At 63.4% G+C, this 22,271-nt stretch carries 22 protein-coding genes; 12 read left to right on the top strand and 10 right to left on the bottom strand.

Annotated features, from left to right (window positions below; all coding sequences use genetic code 11):
* Nucleotides 1-106: 106 nt before the first annotated feature.
* Complete coding sequence (locus tag LB529_RS02830; RefSeq protein ID WP_224710093.1) at nucleotides 107-865, top strand: NIPSNAP family protein; 759 nt, start codon at nucleotides 107-109, stop codon at nucleotides 863-865.
* Here LB529_RS02830 and LB529_RS02825 read toward each other — a convergent pair whose 3' ends face one another.
* Both LB529_RS02825 and choX read right to left on the bottom strand, forming a co-directional pair.
* Nucleotides 866-1,702 (bottom strand): alpha/beta fold hydrolase, encoded by an 837-nt coding sequence (locus LB529_RS02825; protein ID WP_224710092.1) that lies wholly within the window; start codon nucleotides 1,700-1,702, stop codon nucleotides 866-868.
* Nucleotides 1,699-2,637: a choline ABC transporter substrate-binding protein gene (choX, locus tag LB529_RS02820; protein WP_224710091.1), complete on the bottom strand. Its 939-nt coding sequence runs from the start codon at nucleotides 2,635-2,637 to the stop codon at nucleotides 1,699-1,701. The genes LB529_RS02825 and choX overlap by 4 nt, the downstream gene beginning before the upstream one ends.
* An 84-nt stretch (nucleotides 2,638-2,721) precedes the next feature.
* Between choX and betI the strand changes: the two genes are divergently transcribed.
* Nucleotides 2,722-3,372, top strand: a complete 651-nt coding sequence (gene betI / locus LB529_RS02815) for a choline-responsive transcriptional repressor BetI (RefSeq protein ID WP_224710090.1) — start codon at nucleotides 2,722-2,724, stop codon at nucleotides 3,370-3,372.
* A gap of 73 nt (nucleotides 3,373-3,445) precedes the next feature.
* Here the strand turns inward: betI and LB529_RS02810 are convergent, their stop codons facing one another.
* Nucleotides 3,446-4,417 (bottom strand): LysR family transcriptional regulator, encoded by a 972-nt coding sequence (locus LB529_RS02810; protein ID WP_140641020.1) that lies wholly within the window; start codon nucleotides 4,415-4,417, stop codon nucleotides 3,446-3,448.
* 105 nt (nucleotides 4,418-4,522) lie between these two features.
* Between LB529_RS02810 and LB529_RS02805 the strand changes: the two genes are divergently transcribed.
* The 4 genes from LB529_RS02805 to LB529_RS02790 all read left to right on the top strand — a co-directional run bounded on the left by LB529_RS02805 (nucleotide 4,523) and on the right by LB529_RS02790 (nucleotide 7,890).
* Complete coding sequence (locus LB529_RS02805) at nucleotides 4,523-5,005, top strand: cupin domain-containing protein (RefSeq protein ID WP_224601499.1); 483 nt, start codon at nucleotides 4,523-4,525, stop codon at nucleotides 5,003-5,005.
* A 180-nt stretch (nucleotides 5,006-5,185) separates the two neighbouring features.
* Nucleotides 5,186-6,583 carry a class II fumarate hydratase gene (fumC, locus tag LB529_RS02800; RefSeq protein ID WP_140840772.1) on the top strand — a complete coding sequence of 466 codons (1,398 nt, stop codon included), beginning with the start codon at nucleotides 5,186-5,188 and terminating at the stop codon, nucleotides 6,581-6,583.
* A 332-nt stretch (nucleotides 6,584-6,915) separates the two neighbouring features.
* Complete coding sequence (locus LB529_RS02795) at nucleotides 6,916-7,332, top strand: DoxX family protein (protein WP_224710089.1); 417 nt, start codon at nucleotides 6,916-6,918, stop codon at nucleotides 7,330-7,332.
* A gap of 135 nt (nucleotides 7,333-7,467) precedes the next feature.
* Entirely contained in the window at nucleotides 7,468-7,890 is a 423-nt protein-coding gene (locus LB529_RS02790; RefSeq protein ID WP_224710088.1) for a DoxX family protein, read from the top strand.
* Nucleotides 7,891-7,894: 4 nt separating this feature from the next.
* On the opposite strand, the gene ppx is transcribed toward LB529_RS02790, so the two are convergent.
* A complete protein-coding gene (ppx, locus tag LB529_RS02785) occupies nucleotides 7,895-9,430 on the bottom strand; it encodes an exopolyphosphatase (protein ID WP_224710087.1) in 1,536 nt (511 codons plus the stop codon).
* The gene (locus tag LB529_RS02780) at nucleotides 9,427-11,622 is read right to left on the bottom strand and encodes an RNA degradosome polyphosphate kinase (RefSeq protein WP_224710086.1); all 2,196 of its coding nucleotides are present in this window, start codon (nucleotides 11,620-11,622) and stop codon (nucleotides 9,427-9,429) included. The genes ppx and LB529_RS02780 overlap by 4 nt, the downstream gene beginning before the upstream one ends.
* 252 nt (nucleotides 11,623-11,874) lie before the next feature.
* On the opposite strand from LB529_RS02780, the gene LB529_RS02775 reads away from it, so the two are divergent.
* Nucleotides 11,875-12,120, top strand: a complete 246-nt coding sequence (locus LB529_RS02775; RefSeq protein ID WP_027169907.1) for a zinc-finger domain-containing protein — start codon at nucleotides 11,875-11,877, stop codon at nucleotides 12,118-12,120.
* 15 nt (nucleotides 12,121-12,135) lie between these two features.
* Nucleotides 12,136-13,368, top strand: a complete 1,233-nt coding sequence (locus tag LB529_RS02770; protein ID WP_224710085.1) for an FAD-dependent monooxygenase — start codon at nucleotides 12,136-12,138, stop codon at nucleotides 13,366-13,368.
* 226 nt (nucleotides 13,369-13,594) lie between these two features.
* Here LB529_RS02770 and LB529_RS02765 read toward each other — a convergent pair whose 3' ends face one another.
* The 5 genes from LB529_RS02765 to LB529_RS02745 form a co-directional block, all read right to left on the bottom strand.
* Nucleotides 13,595-14,266 (bottom strand): TIGR02117 family protein, encoded by a 672-nt coding sequence (locus LB529_RS02765; protein ID WP_224710084.1) that lies wholly within the window; start codon nucleotides 14,264-14,266, stop codon nucleotides 13,595-13,597.
* Between the two features lie 172 nt (nucleotides 14,267-14,438).
* Complete coding sequence (locus tag LB529_RS02760) at nucleotides 14,439-15,188, bottom strand: amino acid ABC transporter ATP-binding protein (RefSeq protein WP_176477089.1); 750 nt, start codon at nucleotides 15,186-15,188, stop codon at nucleotides 14,439-14,441.
* Nucleotides 15,189-15,256: 68 nt separating this feature from the next.
* Nucleotides 15,257-16,414, bottom strand: coding sequence for an amino acid ABC transporter permease (locus tag LB529_RS02755; RefSeq protein ID WP_224544664.1), 1,158 nt, complete (start codon nucleotides 16,412-16,414; stop codon nucleotides 15,257-15,259).
* A gap of 4 nt (nucleotides 16,415-16,418) precedes the next feature.
* On the bottom strand, nucleotides 16,419-17,606 hold the full coding sequence (locus tag LB529_RS02750; RefSeq protein ID WP_224544663.1) for an amino acid ABC transporter permease: 1,188 nt from the start codon (nucleotides 17,604-17,606) through the stop codon (nucleotides 16,419-16,421).
* Between the two features lie 62 nt (nucleotides 17,607-17,668).
* Complete coding sequence (locus LB529_RS02745; protein ID WP_095768427.1) at nucleotides 17,669-18,697, bottom strand: amino acid ABC transporter substrate-binding protein; 1,029 nt, start codon at nucleotides 18,695-18,697, stop codon at nucleotides 17,669-17,671.
* Nucleotides 18,698-19,164: 467 nt separating this feature from the next.
* Between LB529_RS02745 and LB529_RS02740 the strand changes: the two genes are divergently transcribed.
* From LB529_RS02740 to LB529_RS02725, 4 genes are all read left to right on the top strand, one after another.
* Nucleotides 19,165-20,337: a cystathionine beta-lyase gene (locus LB529_RS02740; RefSeq protein ID WP_224627256.1), complete on the top strand. Its 1,173-nt coding sequence runs from the start codon at nucleotides 19,165-19,167 to the stop codon at nucleotides 20,335-20,337.
* A 144-nt stretch (nucleotides 20,338-20,481) separates the two neighbouring features.
* Entirely contained in the window at nucleotides 20,482-21,180 is a 699-nt protein-coding gene (locus tag LB529_RS02735; protein WP_224544661.1) for an RNA polymerase sigma factor, read from the top strand.
* 92 nt (nucleotides 21,181-21,272) lie between these two features.
* Complete coding sequence (locus LB529_RS02730; protein ID WP_224544660.1) at nucleotides 21,273-21,797, top strand: DUF4142 domain-containing protein; 525 nt, start codon at nucleotides 21,273-21,275, stop codon at nucleotides 21,795-21,797.
* Complete coding sequence (locus LB529_RS02725) at nucleotides 21,794-22,180, top strand: cupredoxin family copper-binding protein (RefSeq protein ID WP_224544659.1); 387 nt, start codon at nucleotides 21,794-21,796, stop codon at nucleotides 22,178-22,180. Before LB529_RS02730 ends, LB529_RS02725 begins: the two co-directional genes overlap by 4 nt.
* Nucleotides 22,181-22,271: the final 91 nt, after the last annotated feature.

The raw sequence follows: 22,271 nt of genomic DNA, 5'->3' as shown, positions 1-22,271 counted from the left end.
TCCACCTTCTCCCACAAGGGGAGAAGGGAAGAAGATAGCAGATTGACAAAACAGGACAACCGGTCTGTTTATAAACAGGACGATCACCCTGTTTGAGATTCTGGCCATGAACCGATCTTCCCGCCTTGCTTCGCCCGTCGTCGAGCTTCGGCAATACACGCTGAAGCCCGGACAGTGCGAAACGCTGATCGCGCTGTTCGAGCGGGAGCTCGTCGAAACGCAGGAAGCGACGGGCATGACCGTCATCGGACAGTTCCGCGATCTCGACCGCCCCGACATGTTCGTCTGGCTGCGCGGTTTTGAGGACATGGAAACGAGAAAGGACGCGCTGAGCGCCTTCTATGACGGCCCGCTGTGGGCAGCGCATCGCGATGCCGCCAATGCGACGATGATCGATTCCGACGACGTGTTGCTGCTCAAACCGGCTTGGCGGGGCGCCGGGTTCGACCTGTCAGGGTTGCAGCGGCCGACAGCCACCGAGGCCGAAACCATGAGCAATGGGAGCCGGTTGCCCGGCTTTGTTGAGATTTCGATTCACCATTTGCGGCCAGGTGCCGAGGCCGGCTTTGCCGAACGCTTCCAGGCTGAGGCGGTTCCGCTGCTTGCGGCAAACGGCGCCCGGCTGCGTGGCGCCTTCGTCAGCGAGCGTTCCGAAAACACATTTCCTCGGCTGCCCGTGCGGGCCGGCGAAAATGTCTTCATCGCCATTACCGGTTTCGACGATGGCGATGCCCACGCGGGCCATCAGGCCGCTCTCGCCGCTTCGCCGGAATGGCAAGTTGTTCGCGAAACCCTGCAAGCTGTTTCGACGAAGCCGACCGAGACGTTGCGCCTGACGCCCACGGCCCGGTCGCTGTTGCGATAGTCACGCTGCCGGCAACATGCCGGCTATTGCCTCGGCGACAAAGGCCGGATCTTCCCAATGCGGGTTGTGGCCGCAATCCTGTGCCCACACCAGGCGCGATCCGGCCAGCGCCCCTGCCATCGCCCGCTGATGCGCTTCGCCAAAAAGCGGATCGCGCCCGCCTGCGATGATCAGCGTCGGGGCCTGCACGGCGCGCGCCGCGGCGGTCAGATCGGTGCGGCGGATTTCCTCGAGAACGGCGCGCCAGCGCGCCGCGGGGATCGCGGACGCGTCTTTCGCCAGGCCGGCGAGAAAAGCCCGCGGCACGCCCGGCCGGCAGGCATGCCACCAATCATAGAAGGGATCGACCGGCGAGATCGGGTCGCGCAAGGCCGCCACGCCGTCGATCAGCTGGTGATCCGATCCGAAATCGGGCTTCAGCGTGCTGGCCAGGATCACCATCCCACCGATCAGTTCCGGATATTGCGCGGCCAGCGCGATCGACACCATGCCGCCCAGCGAATGTCCGACGACGACCGGCCGGTCGAGCCGCAAGCGCCGGATCAGCCCGGCAATGTCCTCAGCGAAATCGACGACACTGCACCCCTCGCCCGTATTCGAGGCGCCGTGGCCACGCAGATCGGGCATGATCAGCCGGCGCCCGGAAAGATGCGGCGTCAGCAGAGAAAAACTGCGGCTGGTGTCGGTGAAGCCGTGAATCAGCAGCAGCGGCGGCTCCGCACCGGCGATCTCGACATAGGCCAGGTCGAGGCCGCCGACATCGACAACTCGCTTGCCGCCGGACCATGCGGTCTGCTCGATGCCCTGCTCCCCAGGCTCCGATAACGCCGGCCTCACAGTCCGAGCTTTTCCTTGACCGCGGCAAGGCCGGGCTTGCCGTCAAAGGTGGTGACGCCGGCGAGCCACGCATCGAGCCGATCCTTGTGCAGGGTGATCGACTTCAGCGCCCCATCCTCCGGCTTCATGCCGTCATTGATGAGATAGCCCATACCGATATTTTCCATGTCGATGTCGAAGGCAAGGTTCTTCAGGAACTGCGCGACGTTGGGGCATTCCTGCAGGAAACCCTTGCGCACCTGGGTGGTCACGGTGGCGGCGCCGAAATTCGGGCCGAAGAACTTGTCGCCGCCGGTCAGGTACTTGAAGTCGTACATCGTGTTCATCGGGTGCGGCGCCCAACCCTGGAAGACGATGAACTGCTTCTCCTTGATCTCGTAGCCGACCTCCGAAAGCATGCCGGCTTCGCTCGATTCGACCACCTGCCAGCCATCCAGACCATATTGCGGATCGGCAATGGCATCCATCATGAGCTGATTGGACCCGGGCTCGATGCCGTACATCTTCTTGCCGAACTTGTCGGCGAATTTATGCAGGTCCGACAGGTCCTTGACGCCGGCGTCCCAGACATAAGTCGGCACGGCGAAGGTGTATTTGGCGCCGACCAGATTGACGCGCACATTCTCGATCGAACCGTCCTTCTTGTAGGGCTTGTAGTAGGTGACCATCGCAGGATCCCAGTAGCCGAGGAACAGGTCGAGGTCTTTGTTCTTCATCCCTTCATAGATGACGTTGATGCCAAGCACCTCGCTTTGCGGCTCGTAGCCGAGCGCCTGGAGCAGCACCTTGGCCACACCCGTGGTGAAGGCGAGATCGTTCCAGCCGGATTCGGCCATGCGAACCGCTTTGCAGCCTTCGGCTTCGGCGGCGCCGGCCGCCTGGGAAGCCGCCATTAGCGCCGCGACATAGACGCCTCTCGCAAGCATGCGCAACATTCCGGTTCTCCTCTTTCAATCTTTTTTTGACCTTGTGGTCATTTTATTGTCCCATTGGTCAATCATTGATCTGGACGGGCGAAAATGTCAACGTGGATTCGCCATGCATGGATCGGTCCGGTGAAACTCACGCGTCTCAGCGACATTCGCCGCAAGGAACTGCGGCAGGCGGCCTTCGCGGTGCTGGAGCGCGAAGGCATCGCCGGCGCGACGCTGGAAAAGGTCGCGGCCCAGGCCGGCGCCTCGAAGGGCATCGTGCTGCATTATTTCCGCAACAAGCAGGAGCTGTTCGAGCACGCCATGCGCGAGGCCAATGCCGTGCTCTGTCACGCCGTCGTCGCCCGGCTTCAGCGGGCGCGAACGCCGATGGAACGGCTGGACGCCGTGATCGAAGGCAATTTCGAGGAGCATTTGTTCCTGCCACCGCTTTGCCATGCCTGGCTGTCGCTCTGCGCCGAGGTGCCGCGTGACGAGAAGCTGGCGCGCATCCAGAAAGTCATCCACGCGCGCATGCGCTCGAACCTCTTGTCCGGCCTGCGCGGCCTCGCTTCGCCCGAACTGGCCGAGGAGACCGTGCTCGGCGTCACCGCTTTGATCGACGGACTGTGGCTCAGGCTTGGCCTGCAGCCGGGCAGCGTCACGCGCGAGCAGGCCGTGCGCCAGGTCAAGGATTTCGTCGCGGGCCGGCTGGGCCTGCGCCAGCCCGCGCCGGTCGGGTTAGCCTCAGCCGGATAAGGTTCATACCGGCGATCGCTCCCGCGCTTGACCGTCCGCGTTGCTCAGCGCTGCACTCCCGCTCCAACGGCAGCTATACCCCCGGGAGGGCACTTGCGGTGCCGTCCCAGTCCTTGAAGCCGAGCGTTCCCACCTCATCGAGTATCTGTTCGCGGATCCAGCGATGCGGTGGCTCATCATCGCGGCGGGCGTGCCAGTACATTCTGACCGCCGGCGATGGTATCGGGATCGGCGCCCGATAGATGCCGATCGGCAGGGATTTTGCCGCCGCTACAGCGAACTGCGTTGGAACCGCAGCCAGATAAGGCCCGTTCGCCACGGCCAGCGCGACGGCCTGGAAGTGCGGCAAAGCAAGCATGACGCGACGCGCCCGGCCCATCCTGCCCAGCGCATCGTCGGTGAAGCCCGACATTGATCCATCGATGGAGCGCAGCGCATGCGGCAGCGCGCAGAACAGGTCGAGTGGCACCTCTTCGCCCTCGGCGATGCCGGCCTGGCCGAGCGCCGCATTGTCCTTCGCCGCGACAATGGCGAAGGGCGAGCCGAACAGCGCCACGCTTGAGACCCACTCCGCGACCTCCAGCGGGCGCTCCAGCGCAAGGTCGATCCGATCGTCCTGCAACAGCTTCGAGACGTCGCCGATGGCGCTGTCGAGGAAACGGAACGATACGCCGGGCGCCACCGCCGCAATGCGCGCGGCGAAGGGCGGCATAAGAAGCATGGAGAAGAAATCCGCGCCCATGAAGGTGAAGGTCCGTTCCAGCCTTGCCGGATCGAAATCGGTCGCCGGCTGAAAGGCGCGCTCGATCTCGCGCAGCGCTGCACGCACCGGCTCCGCGAGGCTTTCGGCGCGAGGCGTCGGCACCATGTCGTTGCCGCGGCGCACGAAGAGCTGGTCGTTGAGCGCATGGCGCAGGCGGTTGAGCGCGGCGCTAACAGCCGGCTGGCTGAGGCCGATCTGCTCGCCGGCGCGCGTCACGCTCTTCTCGCGCAGCAGCGCGTCGAGCACCCTCACCAGATTGAGGTCGAGCGCGTTCAAATTCATCGCATCAATCCGCCCCATACGATCATTCGATTTCTATCACCGGCTCATCCTTGCTTAGGTCGCCGTCGAAGCCGCTTTGTCGGCACTCAACAAGGGAGAGCAATGATGACAATGATCAACACGACGATCGCAGGCAAGGAACTCCTCTGGTTCAACAACACGCTCGTTGCCATCCAGCTTTCGTCGGCCGACGGCGAGGACGGCATCTGCATCATCGAGCACCGCCAGCCCTACGGCGATTCCGCGCCGCTGCACGTGCACCGCAATGAGGACGAGGTGTTTCATATCCTCGAAGGCCGGATACGTTTTGTCGTCGACGGCCGCGAGCGGCTTGCCGGCGCCGGCGAAACGGTGCTCGCTCCGAAAGGCCTGCCGCACACTTACAAGGTCGAGTCTCTCGAAGGCGCCCATACGCTCACCGTCACGCGCGGTTCGGATTTCGAGACGATGGTGCGCAAGGCTAGTCGCCCTGCGGAGCGAGCCGAACTGCCGCCGGCGGCAGCGCCGACGCCGGAGATGATTGAGGTGTTGACGAGCCTGTGCGCCGAGAACGGCATCGATATTGTCGGGCCGCCGCTGAAGCGCTGATCTCCCGCCGGGCATCTCCCCATAAGAAGGGGGAGATTGGCCGTCACCGCCGTCTCGCCCAGAGCGAGAAGAAGAGGCCTCTCTTCAACCGATTTGCATCTTCCCCGACCGCAATCTCCGCTTGAAGCGGTTTGTGCAACGCGATACGCCCTTGCCCAAATCGACAGACGGAGACTTGCCGTGAGCGCTGAAAAGACCAGAACCGAAACCGATACGTTCGGCCCCATAGAGGTGGCGGCCGACCGCTATTGGGGCGCGCAGGCGCAGCGTTCGCTGGGCAATTTCAAGATCGGCTGGGAGAAGCAACCGGCTTCGATCGTGCGCGCGCTCGGCATCGTCAAGCGCGCCGCGGCCGAAGTGAACATGGAGATGAAACGGCTCGATCCGGTCATCGGCAAAGCGATCGTCGAGGCGGCGCAGGAAGTGATCGACGGCAAGCTTAACGATCATTTCCCGCTGGTGGTTTGGCAGACGGGCTCGGGCACGCAGTCCAACATGAATGCCAACGAGGTGATCTCCAACCGGGCGATCGAGATGCTCGGCGGGGTGATGGGCTCGAAGAAGCCGGTGCATCCGAACGACCACGTCAATATGAGCCAGTCGTCCAATGACACCTATCCGACGGCCATGCACATCGCCTGCGCCGAGCGGGTCGCGCACCACTTGATCCCAGCACTGCACCATTTGCACAAGGCGCTCGGCGCCAAGGCCCGCGCCTTCAACCATATCATCAAGATCGGCCGCACCCATACTCAGGACGCCACGCCGCTGACCCTCGGCCAGGAATTTTCCGGCTATGCCGCGCAGGTCGCCTCCTCGATCAAGCGCATCGAGCTGACGCTGCCCGGTTTGCAGGAGCTGGCGCAGGGCGGCACCGCCGTCGGCACGGGCCTCAACGCACCGGTCGGCTTCGCGGAAAAGGTGGCGGACCGTATCGCCGCCATCACCGGCATCGCCTTCGTCACCGCGCCGAACAAGTTCGAGGCGCTGGCGGCGCATGATTCCATGGTGTTCTCGCATGGTGCGATCAACGCGGCGGCCGCGGCGCTGTTCAAGATCGCCAACGACATCCGCCTGCTCGGTTCCGGGCCGCGCTCGGGCCTCGGCGAGCTCTCGTTGCCGGAAAACGAGCCGGGCTCCTCGATCATGCCGGGCAAGGTCAACCCGACCCAGTGCGAGGCGCTGACGCAGGTCTGCGTGCAGGTGTTCGGCAACAATGCAGCACTTGCCTTCGCCGGCAGCCAGGGCCATTTCGAGCTCAACGTCTACAACCCGCTGATGGCTTACAACTTCCTGCAGTCGGTGCAGCTGCTGGCCGATGCTTCCGTCTCCTTCACCGACAATTGCGTGGTCGGCATCGAGGCGCGCGAGGACAACATCAAGGCCGCGCTCGAGCGCTCGCTGATGCTGGTGACGGCGCTGGCGCCGACCATCGGCTACGACAACGCCGCCAAGATCGCCAAGACCGCGCACAAGAACGGCACGACCTTGCGCGAGGAGGCCTTGGCCACCGGGCTGGTCAGCGAAGCCGATTACGATCGGCTGGTGCGGCCGGAGGACATGACGCATCCGGGGTAGTTTTCGCCATCGGGGAAAGCCCACGTCGTCATCCAGGGTCTCCGCGACGGAGCTTCGCTCATGGTACGCCCGAGAATGACGAAGCATTTATCGTGTCGGCGAATCTCCGAAAGCCCGCGACTGCCGCTGCCCAAATCACCGACTCGGTAGCAGAGCCATTTGGTGGCAGAACAATTTACTCCCCCGGCGCGACCTGCCGACAGGTTTTTCGCGCGCTGCTGCCGATATCGGAATATATATTCTGTGAACAATGTGTCGTCACATATGCGGCTTTGGTGAACAGTTACCGTCGTCTACTTGACGGACTATTCAACCCCGTTCGGAGAACCGCCATGTCCATCAACTCTTCCGTCGCCGGCACTGCGCCCAACAGCTCCACCACGATCCTCCTGGGCCGCATTCTGCTAGCCGTCATCTTCCTGCTTTCCGGCTTCGGCAAGCTCACCGCGATTTCCGGTACTGCCGGCTATTTCGGCGCTCTCGGCCTGCCGATGCCAACCGTAACCGCCGTCCTGGTCGGCCTGATCGAGCTGCTTGGCGGCCTTGCCATTCTCGTCGGCTTCCAGACCCGGATCGCCGCCTGGGTGCTCGCCATCTTCACGATCGCCACCGGGCTGGTCGCGCACACCGGCTGGGCCGACCAGATGCAAATGATCCAGTTCCTCAAGAACCTCGCCATCACCGGCGGCTTCATCCTGCTCGCCTCCTCGGGCGCCGGCGCCTATTCGATCGACGCCAAGCGCGGCTGATCTTTTTCCTCCCAGACTGATCCTCCCAAACTGAAACGAAAGCGGTGCGGAATTTTCCGCACTGCTTTTTCGTTTTCCGGTTGTAGGCGTAGACTGCGCTGGCAGCCCGCCTGATGCCGGCAAGGGAGATGACCAATGCCCCGCAATGCGTTGCTTCTGGTCTCGCGGCTCCTTCTTGCCGCGCTGTTCGTACCGTCGGGCTTCCAGGCGCTCACCAATATCGGCGGCACGACCAGTTACTTCGCCGGCCTCGGCCTGCCGCTGCCGACCTTGGCGGCATGGGGCACAGGCCTGTTCGAGTTGATCGCCGGGTTGGTGGTCCTCGTCGGTTTCCAGACGCGGATCGTGGCGCTGCTGCTTGCCGCCTTTAGCGTAGTCGCCGGTTTCATCGGCCATTACGGCCAGGGCGCGGACGACGCCACGCTGTCCTTCATGCACCAGCAGATGCTGATGAAGGACATCGCCATTGCCGGCGGCTTTCTGGCGCTGGCCATGGCCGGCGCCGGCGCATGGTCGGCGGACGGGCGTGGCTTCGGAATCGGCGCCGACGTCAGCTGATCCGTTACTTCACCGAGACGCTCGGCCCGCCCTCGACCGCGAGCACTAGGCGGCGATTGGTGATACGCGCCAGTTGCGCCAGCCGGCCGGCCGGGCGCTCACCATAGAGGTCGGAAAGCGAGGCCGGCAGCACCAGCGCCAGCGCACCGTTGCCGCGGCTCTCCCATTTCAGCCTCGGCATCACGCCCGGCATAGCCGCCGTCAGCAGATAGACGACGCGCATCATGGCCGCCAGCGTGCGGGCGCGTTCCAGAAGGCGTGGCGGCGCCAGCGCCTTGATCTCGGGTGCGATGCCGTCGTTGAAGACGCCGTCATGGCGATAGGCGTTGGCCAGAGCCAGATAGGCGCGGCCCGGATGGTCGACGCCGGTGAAGGAGGCATGCGCGATAATGTTGAGCGACTGCCGGCCGCGATATTCCGGATGCGCGCGCCAGCCGATATCGGCAAGCAGGCAGGCGGCATGGCGGTAGCGTGCCTCGTCTTCCGTCTCATCAATGCCGAAGGCCTTGAACGCCTTGCCGGTCCATTCGACCAGGTCGTGCGCGTGATGCACCGAGCGCGAGCGCAATAGCGCCAGTTCCTCGGCGGCCGAGATCAGCGGGTCGGCCTTCTGCTCGGCGGCGTCGAGCAGCGAATAGAGGAAGCCCTCGCGCACGCCCTGCGCCGAGACGACGATCTTCGACGGCTGCATGGCCGACATGATCTCCTGCAGCACGACGGCACCGTAGGGCAAGAGCGAGCGGCGGTTCTTGGAAACGCCCTCGATGCCCCTCACCTTCTCGACCTCGCTGCGGGCGACCTGCTTGAGGAAAGTCTGCGCGCTGTCGGCCGATATCTCGTAGTGATGCATGACGCCGAGCGGGTAGTTGTTCATCTCCATATGCAGCCGGGCAAGATTTCGCCAGGTGCCGCCGACTGCGTAGAAAACCCTGCCCTGCCCGCCCTTCAGAAGCTTCGCCCGCGCCAGTTCCTGGCGCGCGATCTTCTGGGCCTGCACGAGCGAGTTCCTGGCCATGTCCTGCAGGCGCAGGCCGCCGAGCGGCAACGTGATGCCGTCGCCTATCGCTTCGCCATTGATGTCGATCAGCTCGAGGCTGCCGCCGCCAAGGTCGCCGGCGATGCCATTGGCCGGATGGAAACCGGAAATGACGCCGAGCGCCGAATAATAGGCCTCCTGACGGCCGGTGAGCACGCGGATCTCGGTCTTCAGCACCTCCTCGGCACGGTGGATGAAATCGGGGCCGTTGCCCGCCTCGCGCGCGGCGGCTGTCGCCAGCACATAGATGTGCTCGGCACCCGCCTGGTCCGAGAGCGCGCGGAACCGGCGGAATTCCTCCATCGAGCGCGTCACCGCCTCCGGGTCGAGCTTGCCCGTCGAAACGATGCCGCGGCCGAGGCCGGCCAGCATCTTCTCGTTGAACAGAAGCGTGGGCGAGCGCGCCAACCCCTCATAGACGACAAGGCGGATCGAGTTCGATCCGATGTCGATGATCGACAGCGGCCGCCGGTCCTGAAGCCGGCCCTGGGAAACTGCAGTCACGCGGCGCTGTTCTTCTTGCGGCGCTTGAACTGGGCAATGCGCTTGGGCGCATGCGATTTCAGCGCGTCGCCCCGCCCGGAGAGGCTCGGATTGGTCATGAAATATTCCTGCGCGTTGAACGGCTCCTCGCCCTCCTCCAGCACAGCGCGCCGGGAGGTGCCGTCAGCCAATACGTCGAAACTTTGCTGGTTGTCCATGATGTTGCCCAGCATGATCTGGCCAAGCACCTGTTCATGCACAGTTGGATTGGTGATCGGCACCAGAGTCTCGACGCGACGGTCGAGATTGCGCGGCATCATGTCGGCCGACGAAATGTAGACGACCGCCTCGTCGGACGGCAGGCCGTGGCCGTTGCCGAAGCAGAAGATGCGGCTGTGCTCGAGAAAGCGGCCGACGATCGATTTCACCCTGATGTTCTCGGAAAGACCCGGCACCTGCGGCCGCAGACAACAGATGCCGCGCACGACGAGGTCGACCTCGACGCCGGCATGGCTGGCGTCGTAAAGCGCGTCGATGACGGTCGGATCGACCAGCGCGTTCATCTTCATCCAGATGCGCGCCGGTCGGCCGTCGCGGGCATGAACGATCTCGTCCGAGATGTGTTTCAGGATGCGCTTGCGCAGCGTGAAGGGCGATACGGCAAGGCGCATCTCCTCGGCGGGCTCGGCATAGCCGGTGATGAAATTGAAGAGCTGCGCGACATCGCGCGCGATCGTCGGGTCGGTGGTGAAGAAGGACAGGTCGGTGTAGATACGGGCGGTAACCGGGTGGTAGTTGCCGGTGCCGAGATGCACGTAGTTGCGCAGCCGGCCATCCTCGCGGCGCACGATCAAAGACATCTTGGCGTGGGTCTTCAGCTCCAGGAAGCCGAACACGACCTGGACGCCGGCCCGCTCGAGGTCGCGCGCCCAGCGGATGTTGGCTTCCTCGTCGAAGCGCGCCTTGAGCTCGACAAGTGCCGTGACCGACTTGCCGGCCTCGGCGGCGTCGATCAGCGCGCGCACGATCGGGCTGTCGTTAGAGGTACGGTAGAGCGTCTGCTTGATCGCCACCACTTCCGGGTCGGCGGCGGCCTGGCGCAGGAACTGCACCACCACGTCGAAGGACTCGTAGGGGTGATGGACGACGATGTCCTTCTCGCGGATGGCGGCGAAGCAGTCGCCGCCATGCTCGCGGATGCGCTCGGGAAAGCGCGGATTGTAGGGGGTGAATTTGAGGTCGTCGCGCGGAATGGCGACAATCTCGGAGATCTGGTTGAGCGCCAGCGGGCCGGTGAGCACGCTGATTCGGCTCGACGACACGCCGAGCTCGCCGGCGACGAAGTCCCGCAACGCAGCCGGCATCAGCGTGTCGAATTCGATGCGGATCACCGAGCCGCGACGGCGCCGCTTCAGCGCCGTTTCGAACAGGCGCACCAGGTCTTCCGACTCTTCCTCGACCTCGATGTCGCTGTCGCGGATGATGCGGAACGTGCCGGAGCCCTTGACCTCGTAGCCGGGGAAAAGCTTGCCGATATAGATGCCGACCACTTCCTCCAGCGGAATGAAGCGGACGTGGTTCTTGCGGTCGGGCAGGCGGATGAAACGCCTGAGCGCCACCGGCAGGCGCAGCAGCGCGCTCATCTCCTCGCCATTCTTGCGATGGCGCAATTGCAGGGCGATGGAAAAGCCGAGATTGGGGATGAACGGAAACGGATGCGCCGGGTCGATCGACAGCGGCGTCAGCACCGGGAAAACCTGTTCCTGGAAATGCTCCTCCAGCCAGGCCTTCTCATCCTTGGTCAGCGCGTCGCGGGTGATGCTCTCGATGCCTTCCTTGTTGAGCAGTGTCATCAGCGCCGAGAGGCTCTTCTGCTGATCTTCCTGAAGGCGCTCGACCTCCCGCAGCAATTGTTCCAGCTGCTGTTCGGGCGTTCGGCCGTCCGGGCTCTTCAGCGCGATGCCCTCGCGGACCTGGCCGGCAAGGCCGGCGACGCGGACCATGAAGAACTCGTCGAGATTGGCGGCAGAAATCGACAGGAAGCGGACGCGTTCAAGCAGCGGATGATGCTCGTTCAGCGATTCCTCCAGCACGCGGCGGTTGAATTGCAGCCAGGAGAATTCGCGGTTGACGAAACGATCGGGATTGCCGCCGTCGGGGCTTGCGGCCTCGACGGTTATGAACTCGCTCTGCACAGGCTTCAGTTCGTTCATGGTTTCCTGCTCTTGCCCGCAACCGTTCCCAGGAGGCGCCGCATACTGCCGTTCAACGACGCTCTAGCATGTCTTTATGACGCATGATCGTCACGGAATCGCTCCGGCACCGGCCCCATGCGCTTAACCGGCTCAACTTATCCTCTGCCAGCCTTTTGCGACAGTTTGATTTCATCGATCTTGCAAACTGGCCTGTTATGCTCCAGATGCAAACTGGTCACACCCACTGGCCGAACCCAATTGGAGACGACGATGGCAGGCGGCAGCATTCCCCATTTCCAGAACGACGCGGGCCATCCGGTCATCGAGATCGGCGTCAAGGAATTCATGTGCACCGGCGCCAACCCGCCTTTCGACCATCCGCACGTATTCCTCGACATGGGCGACGACAATGAAAAGGTCTGCCCTTACTGCTCGACGCTCTACCGCTATTCACCGTCGCTGAAGGCGACGGAAACGCAGCCGGCCGGCTGCCTCTATGTCGACCAGGCCGCCTGATCGCCCCGATCAACCATGACTGAAATAAGGTCCCGGCAGATCGTCATCGCCGGGGCTGGCATTGCCGGGCTCGTGGCGGCGCTTGCCTTTGCCGAGCGTGACTTCCCGGTAACACTGTTCGAGCAGGCCAGGCAACTCGAAGCGGCCGGCGCCGGCCTCCAGCTTTCCCCCAACGCGACCCGGATCCTGCGCCGGCTCAGCGTGCTCGATCGCCTGCAGCCCAACGCGATCCGGCCGCGAGCGGTGGTGCTGAAGGACGCAAGGAGCCTGCGAGAGCTGGCGCGCGTGCCGCTTGGGGAAACCGCAGAAAAGCGCTGGGGGGCGCCCTATCTCGTGGCGCACCGCGCCGACCTGCAGGCGGCGCTGATGGCGGCAGTGGCGGAACGGCCCGGTATCGCGCTTGTCACCGGTGCGCGCGTTACCAGCTTTGCCGTCGACCCGCAAAGCGTTACCGCGACGGTCGAGATCGACGGCAAGGCGACGGATGTCGCATGCGGTTTGCTGGTTGCAGCCGACGGCGTCTGGTCGTCGGTTCGCGCCAAGCTTGCCCGGACGGCCGGCTTTGCGGCAAGCCGCTTTTCGGGCGAACTCGCCTGGCGCGCGACGGTCCCGGCGGAAAGCGCCGCCGGCCAGGCTTTTATGCAAATCGGAGCCACCGACAGCGTCACCACTTTCCTGCATCCCGGCTTCCACATGGTCGCCTATCCGGTGAGCAAGGGTAGCGCCGTCAACCTTGCCGCCTTCACCAAGGGCGAGCGCATTGCCGAAGGCTGGTCCGGCCATGCCGACCCTGCGATCCTTTCGGCTGCCATGCGAGGCACGGCGGCAGCGCTGGCGGAGCTGGCGGCGCTTGCCGGGCCGTGGACAGCCTTCCCCATCCACACGGTCGCGCAGCAGCGCTGGACCATGGCGGAGGGAGTAGCACTGATCGGTGACGCCGCGCACGCCATGACGCCGTTCGCGGCGCAAGGCGCGGCCATGGGGATCGAGGACGCCGCTATGCTTGCCAATCTCGTTGCCGACTTCCCCGGCGATCCAGCTCGAGGCCTTGCCATCTGGGAAAATCTCAGACGCCCGCGCGTCGAGAAGGTGCTGAAACGCGGCGCTCTCAATCGGCTGGCCTGGCACGCGTGGGGACCGGTGGCGATCACACGCAATCTCGTGCTGGCGGCGCGACCGGCGGAAAAGCTCGCGGCGGACCTGGACTGGCTCTATGGGTGGGAGGAGCGGGAGGTTGTGCGGCGGTAGCGTCTGCCACCAGCTGGATAGGCCGGCGGGACAGCACCCCCCTCTGCCCTGCCGGGCATCTCCCCCGCAAGGGAGGAGATTGGCAGCTTGGGCGCTGGCTCCCGCCTTGCGACGTTGATGATTGGCGAAAGCAGCCACGACAGCTGATTTCCCCCTTGCGGGGGAGATGGCCGGCAGGCCAGAGGGGGTGTGACGGAACGCGGCGTTTGCAAATTCCCATCAACCCTCAATCATACAACCTCAATGACCACCCCAGCGATACCGGCAGCGGGTTCCACCAGCCGGTGCGCAGACCGGCGGTGCGCAGCGCCGCCGCGGTCCACGTATTGCAACCGACCAGCGCGTTGAAATGGCCGTTGGCCTCGTAGAAACGGTCGAAAGTTGAATAGCCCGCATTTTCAATCGCCATCGGCCCGCCCGCCTCTCCCTGCCGGAAGCTTGCCGCGATATCGTCGAGCAGCGCCGAGAAATGGTCCTCATCGATGTCAAAACCGGCGACATCCGGATGCGGCTCAAGAATAGCGCCCGCGACATCGACATGCATCACCGCGGCGTCGAGCGTAAGCGCCTTCAGCACCGGCATGGTCTTCAATTGCGACCAGGTCGGCGTCTCCAGATAGAAGGCGCGGCCGCCCCAGCCGAAGACGATGTAGCGCGCCCCCGGAGCCTCGATCGGCAGGCCGGTATCGGCGAGAAAGGCAAAGCGCCGGCGCACGCCGTCGTCGAGGGGCACGGCGATGTCGGTGTGGATCGGGTTCTTCAACACCAATATGTGCCGCGTCCCCTCGCCTTCGGCCCGTGCCGCCGGCCAGAACGGACGCGGCACCAGCGTGCCGAGCGCGGCGGCAAGCACCGCCGCTCCCAACAGCATCACCATAGATCGCAGGACTCGTCTCATCGGGTGCGGTCGTTCCGTCTCGTCTGCGTCAACCCCAGGATAACCTGGACGATCAGGCTAGACGATTTCGCAGCGTCAACCAAAAATGAGCCGATCCTTGTCCGATCGCCCGAATGCAAAAAAAGCCCGGCTGTTTCCAGCCGGGCTTCCGAAAATTTAGCGTTGCGCCCGCTCAGTGCAGTATCTGCGACAGGAAAAGCTTTGTGCGTTCATGGCGCGGATGGTCGAAGAATTCGGCCGGCGTGTTCTGCTCGACGATCTGGCCCTGATCCATGAAGATCACGCGGTTGGCCACCTTGCGGGCAAAGCCCATCTCGTGGGTGACGCAAAGCATGGTCATGCCCTCTTCCGCCAGACCCACCATCGTCTCCAGCACTTCCTTGATCATTTCCGGGTCGAGCGCCGAAGTCGGCTCGTCGAACAGCATGATGCGCGGGTTCATGCACAGCGAGCGTGCGATCGCCACGCGCTGCTGCTGACCGCCGGAGAGCTGGCCCGGATATTTGTTGGCCTGCTCGGGAATCTTGACGCGCTTAAGGAAATGCATCGCGATTTCCTCGGCCTGCTTCTTCGGCATCTTGCGCACCCAGATCGGCGCCAGCGTGCAGTTCTCCAGGATGGTCAGATGCGGGAACAGGTTGAAATGCTGGAACACCATGCCGACCTCGCGGCGCACCTCGTCGATCTTCTTCAGATCGTTGGTGAGTTCCTTGCCGTCGACGATGATCTTGCCCTTCTGATGCTCTTCCAGCCGGTTGATGCAGCGGATCATGGTCGACTTGCCGGAGCCGGACGGACCGCAGATGACGATGCGCTCGCCACGCATCACCTTGAGGTTGATGTCCTTCAGCACATGGAACTCGCCGTACCATTTGTGCATGCCGACGATGTCGATGGCGACATCGGTGGTGGAGATGTGCATCTTGGCGGCGTTGACCTTGATTTCTTCCGCGCTGACGGCGTTTTCGGTGGCCATAACCTGTTCCCTTTTTATCGTTTATAGCCGGTGTCGAGCCGGCGTTCGGTGTACATTGAATAGCGCGACATGCCGAAGCAGAACAGCCAGAAAACGAAGGCGGCAAAGATCAGCCCGGACCTCGCGGTCTGCGGGGTCGCCCAGTTTGCATCGGCGAAATTCTGCTTCACCACGCCGAGCAGGTCGAACATCGAGATGATCAGCACCAGGCTGGTGTCCTTGAACATTCCGATGAAGGTGTTGACGATGCCCGGAATGACCAGCTTCAGCGCCTGCGGCAGCACGATCAGGCTCATCTTCTGCCAGTAGCCGAGGCCGAGCGAATCGGCGCCCTCATACTGGCCCTTCGGGATCGCCTGCAAGCCGCCGCGAATCACTTCGGCCATATAGGCGGCGGCAAACAGCGACACACCGATTAACGCACGCAGATACTTGTCGAAAGTAACGCCCGCGGGCAGGAACAGCGGCAGCATGACGCTGGCGAAGAATAGCACCGTGATCAGCGGAATGCCGCGCACCGTCTCGATGAAGACGATACAAAGCCATTTGATGATCGGCATCTTCGAACGGCGCCCGAGCGCCAGCACGATGCCCAAAGGCAGCGACACCGCAATGCCGACGAAGGAGAGGCTGAGCGTCACGAGGAGCCCGCCCCAGCGCGAGGTCTCGACAACCGGCAGGCCGAACACGCCGCCAAGCAGCAGGAAGAAGGCGACGATCGGCAGCGCTACGAACAACAGCACCGCATTCAATCCCTTGCGCGGCACGCGCGGGATCAGCATCGGCACCAACAGCGCCACGAACAGGATGGCGACCAGGATCGGCCGCCAGCGCTCCTCGATCGGATAGGTGCCGAACATGAACTGGCCGAACTTGGCGTTGACGAAAGCCCAGCAGGCACCGGTCCAGCCGTCGGGCTGGATGCCGCCTTGCGTGACGGTGGTGCAGACGGTGCGATCCGGCCCGGTCCACTGGGCATTGAGGAAGGCCCAGCTGATGACCTGCGGCAGGATCCAAAGCACGATGGCGATGCCGAGGATTGTGAGGACGGTGTCGCCGACCGAACCGACCAGGTTCTTGCGCACCCAGGCATAGGCGCCGCGTTCGGTAGGCGGGGCCGGCTGGGCAAGCGCCATCTCGGTGCGCACCCAGGACATGTCATGTTCCTGCATGGCCCTACCTCTCCACCAGCGCCATTCTGGCATTGACGATATTCATGACAAAGGACGTCACCAAGCTCAGCACCAGATAGGCGATCATCATGATGAAAACGCCCTCCACCGCCTGCCCGGTCTGATTGAGCACCGTGCCGGCGGTGGCGGTAAGGTCCGGATAGCCGATAGCGATCGCCAGCGAGGAGTTCTTGGTCAGGTTGAGATACTGGCTGGTGAGCGGCGGGATGACTATGCGCATCGCCTGCGGGATGACCACCAGCCGCAGGATCGGACCGGAGCGGAGGCCGAGCGCCGCCGCCGCTTCGCTCTGCCCTTTGTTGACGCCCCTGATGCCGGCGCGCACGATCTCGGCGATGAAGGCCGCCGTGTAGAAGGAGAGCGCCAGCAAGAGCGACAGGAATTCCGGCTTGACCCAGAAGCCACCGGTCAGGTTGAAGGTCGACTGCTTCGGAAAATCGAAGGTGAGCGGCATGCCGCCGAGCAGGAAGGCCAGCACCGGCAGGCCGACGATAAGCGCGACCGATGTCCAGAAGACCGGAAATTGCTGGCCCGTCGCCTTCTGCCGCTGTCGCGCCCTGTGGGCGACGAACCAGACCATTGCAATGGCGAGCAGCAGTGCGACGCCGATCAGCCAGGAGCCATCGCCCCAAACGGCGCGCGGAAAATAGAAGCCGCGCTGGTTGAGGAACGAGCCGAAAGGCAGGTGGATGCTCTCGCGCGGCGGCGGCAGCACGGCCAGCACGCCGGAATACCAGAAGAAGATGACCAGCAGCGGCGGGATGTTGCGGAAGATCTCGACATAGACCGTGCAGATCTTGCGGATCAGCCAGTTCTGCGACAGGCGGCCGATGCCGATGGCGAAGCCCACGATGGTCGCAAGCACGATGCCGGCGGCGGCGACAATGATCGTGTTGAGCAAACCGACGACCAGCGCGCGGAAATAGGTCGAATCAGACGTATAGGCGATCGGCGTGTCGGAAATGTCGAAACCGGCCCTGCTCCTGAGGAAACCGAAGCCCGACGCGATGTGCAGACGCTGGAGGTTTTCGATGACGTTGTGGACGATCCACCAGATCGAACTGAACAGCAGGATCACAACCAGCGTCTGAAAGAACAGGCTGCGTATTCTCGGGTCATTGATGAAGGAGCCGCGACTCGGCTCCTCGCGAAGGATTTCCTGCGAAGCCATGGACCGTCCTCTGGAAAGAGAAACCGGGAGACAGACGACCTGCCTCCCGGATCACGTTTCAATCAGCGGATCGGCGGACCGTATTGCAGGCCGCCCTTGGTCCACAGCGCGTTGATGCCGCGCGCGATCTTGAGCGGGCTGCCCGAGCCGACATTGCGCTCAAACATTTCGCCGTAGTTGCCGACAGCCTTGACGATGTTGACGACAAAGTCGTTGGAGAGGCCGAGATCGGCGCCATACTTGCCGTCCGGTTCAGTGCCGAGAAGGCGCTGGATGTTCGGGTCGGTCGACGCCTTCATCTCATCGACATTGGCCTGCGTGATGCCTGCTTCCTCGGCGTTGAGCAGCGCGAAATACGTCCAGCGCGCGATATGCGCCCACTGGTCATCGCCCTGGCGCACGGCCGGGCCGAGCGGCTCCTTGGAGATGATCTCGGGCAGCACGACATGGTCGGCCGGCGAGGAGAGCGTCAGACGGATACCATAGAGGCCGGACTGGTCTGTGGTGTAAGCATCGCAGCGGCCGGCGTCATAGGCGGCGTTGACCTCTTCAAGCTTCTCGAACACGACGGGGTTGTACTCCATCTTGTTCTTCTTGAAGTAGTCGGCGAGATTGAGCTCGGTGGTGGTGCCGCTCTGCACGCACACGGCGGCGCCCGAAAGCTGCAGCGCGGAATTCACGCCGGGCAGCTTCTTGGCGTTGATCATGAAGCCCTGGCCGTCATAGTAGGTGATGCCGACAAAATCGAGGCCGAGCGCGCTGTCGCGGTTGCTGGTCCAGGTGGTGTTGCGCGACAGGATGTCGATCTCGCCCGACTGCAAGGCGGTGAAACGCTCCTTGGCGCTGAGCGGCGTGAACTTGACTTTGGAGCCGTCACCGAAGACAGCGGCCGCAACGGCGCGACAGAAGTCCGCGTCGATGCCCTTCCAGTCGCCCTTGTCGTCCGGCGCCGAGAAGCCGGCGAGGCCGGTCGAGACGCCGCACTGGATAAAGCCCTTCTGCTTCACGGTATCGAGCGTGCCGGCCGAGGCGGCAGACGCCATGAACCCGAGCGCGGCGACGCCAAGAATGCCGATTGCAATGTGTTTCATGACCCACAGACCCTTTTCTGTTACAGGCGCCCCTATTGCCAGGCGACGCTTGATCTTTTTTCGTTTGTGAATGCAGCTCCCACTCCAAGGCCCACTCCCGGGACCCGCATCGGTTGCCGATGCGCTGCCTCCCATTCACGAAACGCATCGAAGGCGATTATTCCTGTGAGGTCAAGGGAAATGACCGATTCCAGGGAGGTTTGGAAAGCAATTGGCGCAAATGCCTGAATTGCGGACAAGAGCACATGAAACCGGCAGGCCGTGCGAACAAATCAGCCAAGTCGCGCCGTCGCGAGTCCGTGGTCCGGCGATAGAATCCGCTGCGGCACTAGCGGTGCTCTACTGGGCTTGTGCGCCTTTGGATTGGCCCAGCGGAAGACCGGCTTTTGGCGGGCCGGGCGCGGTTGCGCCGGCTTTGCCGCCGCTTTATGGCTGGTCCCCTGACATCATTCGATAGGCGACGAACCATGGCTAGAGACGGCATCGAGATGGGCATCAACACGCTGCTTGCCCATTCCGGCAACAACCCGCGCGACTATTTCGGCTTCGTCAACCCGCCGGTCGTGCATGCCTCGACAGTGCTTTATCCCGACGCCGCTTCGATGGCTGGGCGCAGCCAGAAATACACTTACGGCACCCGCGGCACCCCGACGATGGACGCGCTGACGCTCGCCGTCGATGCGCTGGAAGGCTCGGCCGGCACGATCGCGGTGCCTTCCGGACTGGCGGCGGTGACGGTGCCGCTGCTCACCTTCCTTGCCGCGGGCGATCACTTGTTGATCGTCGACAGCGTCTACCACCCGACGCGCCACTTCGCCGACACGATGCTGAAGCGGCTCGGCGTCGAGATCGAATATTACGAGCCGCGCATCGGCGCCGGCATCGCTTCGCTGATCAAGCCAAACACAAAGGTGGTGTTCACCGAATCGCCGGGATCGAACACTTATGAGGTGCAGGACATCCCGGCGATCTCCAAGGCGGCACATGCGGCGAACGCCATCGTCATGATGGACAACACCTGGGCGACACCGCTCTATTTCAAGCCGCTCGACCATGGCGTCGACATCTCGATCCACGCGGCGACGAAATATCCGGCCGGTCATTCCGACGTGCTGCTCGGCCTGGTTTCGGCCAACGACGCCTGCTGGACAAAGCTTTATGATGGGTTTTGCGCGTTGGGCTGCTGTTCCGGTCCCGACGATATCTACCAAGTGCTGCGCGGCCTGCGCACGATGGGCGTGCGGCTCGAGCATCACCGCAAGAGCGCGCTCGACATCGCGCGCTGGCTGGAGGAGCAGCCTGGCATCGCGCAGGTGCTGCATCCGGCGCTGGAAAGCCATCCCGACCATGCGCTCTGGAAGCGCGATTTCTGCGGCTCGAGCGGAGTCTTCTCGATCGTGCTCAACAGCGGCGGCCAGAAGGCCCAGCACGCCTTTCTCGACGCGCTCAAGATCTTCGGCCTCGGTTATTCCTGGGGCGGCTATGAAAGCCTCGCCGTTCCGGTTTTCCTCGGCGACCGCATGCTTGCCAGAGGCTCGTATGCCGGCTCGCTGATCCGTCTGCAGGTCGGGCTCGAGGATGTCGAAGATCTCAAGACCGACATTCTGCGCGGACTCGCGGCGGCCGCCGCAGCCGGATGACAGGATGATCGGCACGGAATCCGCACCGGCGGCAGACAAGCCCCGGTCGAAGCGGTAGCATGGGGTCGTGCAGCCAGCTCGGGAACCTTTTGTCGGCAGGCGCATCCAACCGTGGATGCAACATCTGTCGGGAGATCGGGCGCGATGATAAAGCCCGCCATCGAAACCGCCGAGGTCGGTACGACCGAAGCCGGCGACATGGCATTGGTTCGCCGGGCGCTTGCGCGCGATCCGAATGCGTTCCGTGCCATCATCAAGACGTACAACCAGCGACTCTACCGCATCGCGCGCGGCGTGGTGCGAAACGACGCGGAGGCCGAGGACATCGTGCAGGAGGCCTATTTGCGCGCCTTCGCCAGTCTCAGCAGCTTTCGCGGCGAGGCTTCGCTCTCCACCTGGCTGTCGCGCATCGTCATCAACGAAGCGCTCGGCCGGCTGCGCAAGCGCAAGCGCGTCGCGGTCATGCATGAGAACCCGGAGGCGCAGATTATCCGGTTTCCCTTGAATCCAACCGACTTGAACCGAGGCGACGATCCGGAGCGGACGATGGCGCAGCGGCAGATTCTGAGGCTTGTCGAACGGGCGACCGACAGCCTCCCCGATGTCTATCGCACCGTCTTCGTCGCCCGCGTCATCGAGGGCCTGAGCATCGAGGAAACCGCCGATTTTCTCGGCGTGAGGCCCGAGACGGTGAAGACCAGGCTGCACCGGGCGCGAACGCTGGTGCGAAAGGCACTGGACGACGAGATCGGTCCGGTGCTGCTCGACGCCTTCCCCTTTGCAGGCCGGCGTTGCGAGCGGCTGACGCAGGCGGTGATGAAAAGGCTGGATTTCGAGCTCTAACTTCCCGGGAACGTTTCGACGCGTCCGGCATCCAATCTACCGTCAACCTCAAATGAAGCCCGAGGCAAGCGCCGTCGGGCAAAGGAGATGCCATGTTCATGCGATTAACCGCCGCCCTCGCCGCCCTTTCCTTCGTGAGCACGGCGCCGCTGGCGCTAGCCGCCGAAAAGCCCACCGATCCGCAGATCGCCCACATTGCCTATACGGCCGGCACGCTCGACATCGAAGCGGCCAAGCTGGCGATCAAGAAGTCCAAGAACAAGGAGGTCGTCGACTTCGCCAAAGACATGGAGCGCGACCACGAGGCGGTGAACAAGCAGGCGCTCGAGCTCGTGAAGAAGCTGAAGGTCACGCCCGAGGACAACGACACCAGCAAGGCCCTGACCAAGGCTGCGAAGGAAGAGGACGCCAAGCTGGCGAAGCTCAAGGGTGCCGCCTTCGACAAGGCCTATATTGAGAACGAAGTGGCCTATCACAAACAGGTCAACGGCGCGCTCGAAACCTTGCTCATCCCCTCGGCCAGCAATGCTGAGCTGAAGAGCCTGCTGGAGACCGGCCTCAAGGTTTTCCAGGGACATCAGCAGCATGCCGAACACGTCGCCGGCATGTTGAAATGAGGCCGCTTTTGCTTTGTTTTGAGGCAATTCCTGACGGAAGGCTACGGCGAAGTCGCTGCGCCCAATCGTTCCACACTTTTCCAGGAATTGCTCCGGTCACCCTAGCACTGGCGCTCATCGCATCGCCGGCGTTCGCGGCGTCGATCGAGATAACGATCGACAAGCTGGTCTTCTCGCCCGCAAACATTCAGGCCAAGGTCGGCGATACGATCGAGTGGACGAATAAGGATGTGATCGCCCACACCGCGACAGTGAAAGGCGGCTGGGACGTGATGATCCCCGCAAAGTCGAAGGGCAAGATTACGCTGAAGGCGGCGGGGACAGCGGACTATTTCTGCCGCTTCCATCCCAACATGAAGGGCCATGTCGAGGTGGCGCCCTAGCTATCCGAGAGCGAGGCGCGCGCAGCGCCTCGCTTGACCTTGCAGCAATCCCATGCCGAAAGCAGCCTCAGCGCCACGCGCCGCATTCGTA

Source organism: Mesorhizobium sp. CA5 (assembly GCF_020165105.1).
GTDB lineage: Bacteria > Pseudomonadota > Alphaproteobacteria > Rhizobiales > Rhizobiaceae > Mesorhizobium.
Note: the sequence above shows the minus strand (reverse complement) of the source record. Positions and strands in the feature narration are given on the sequence as shown.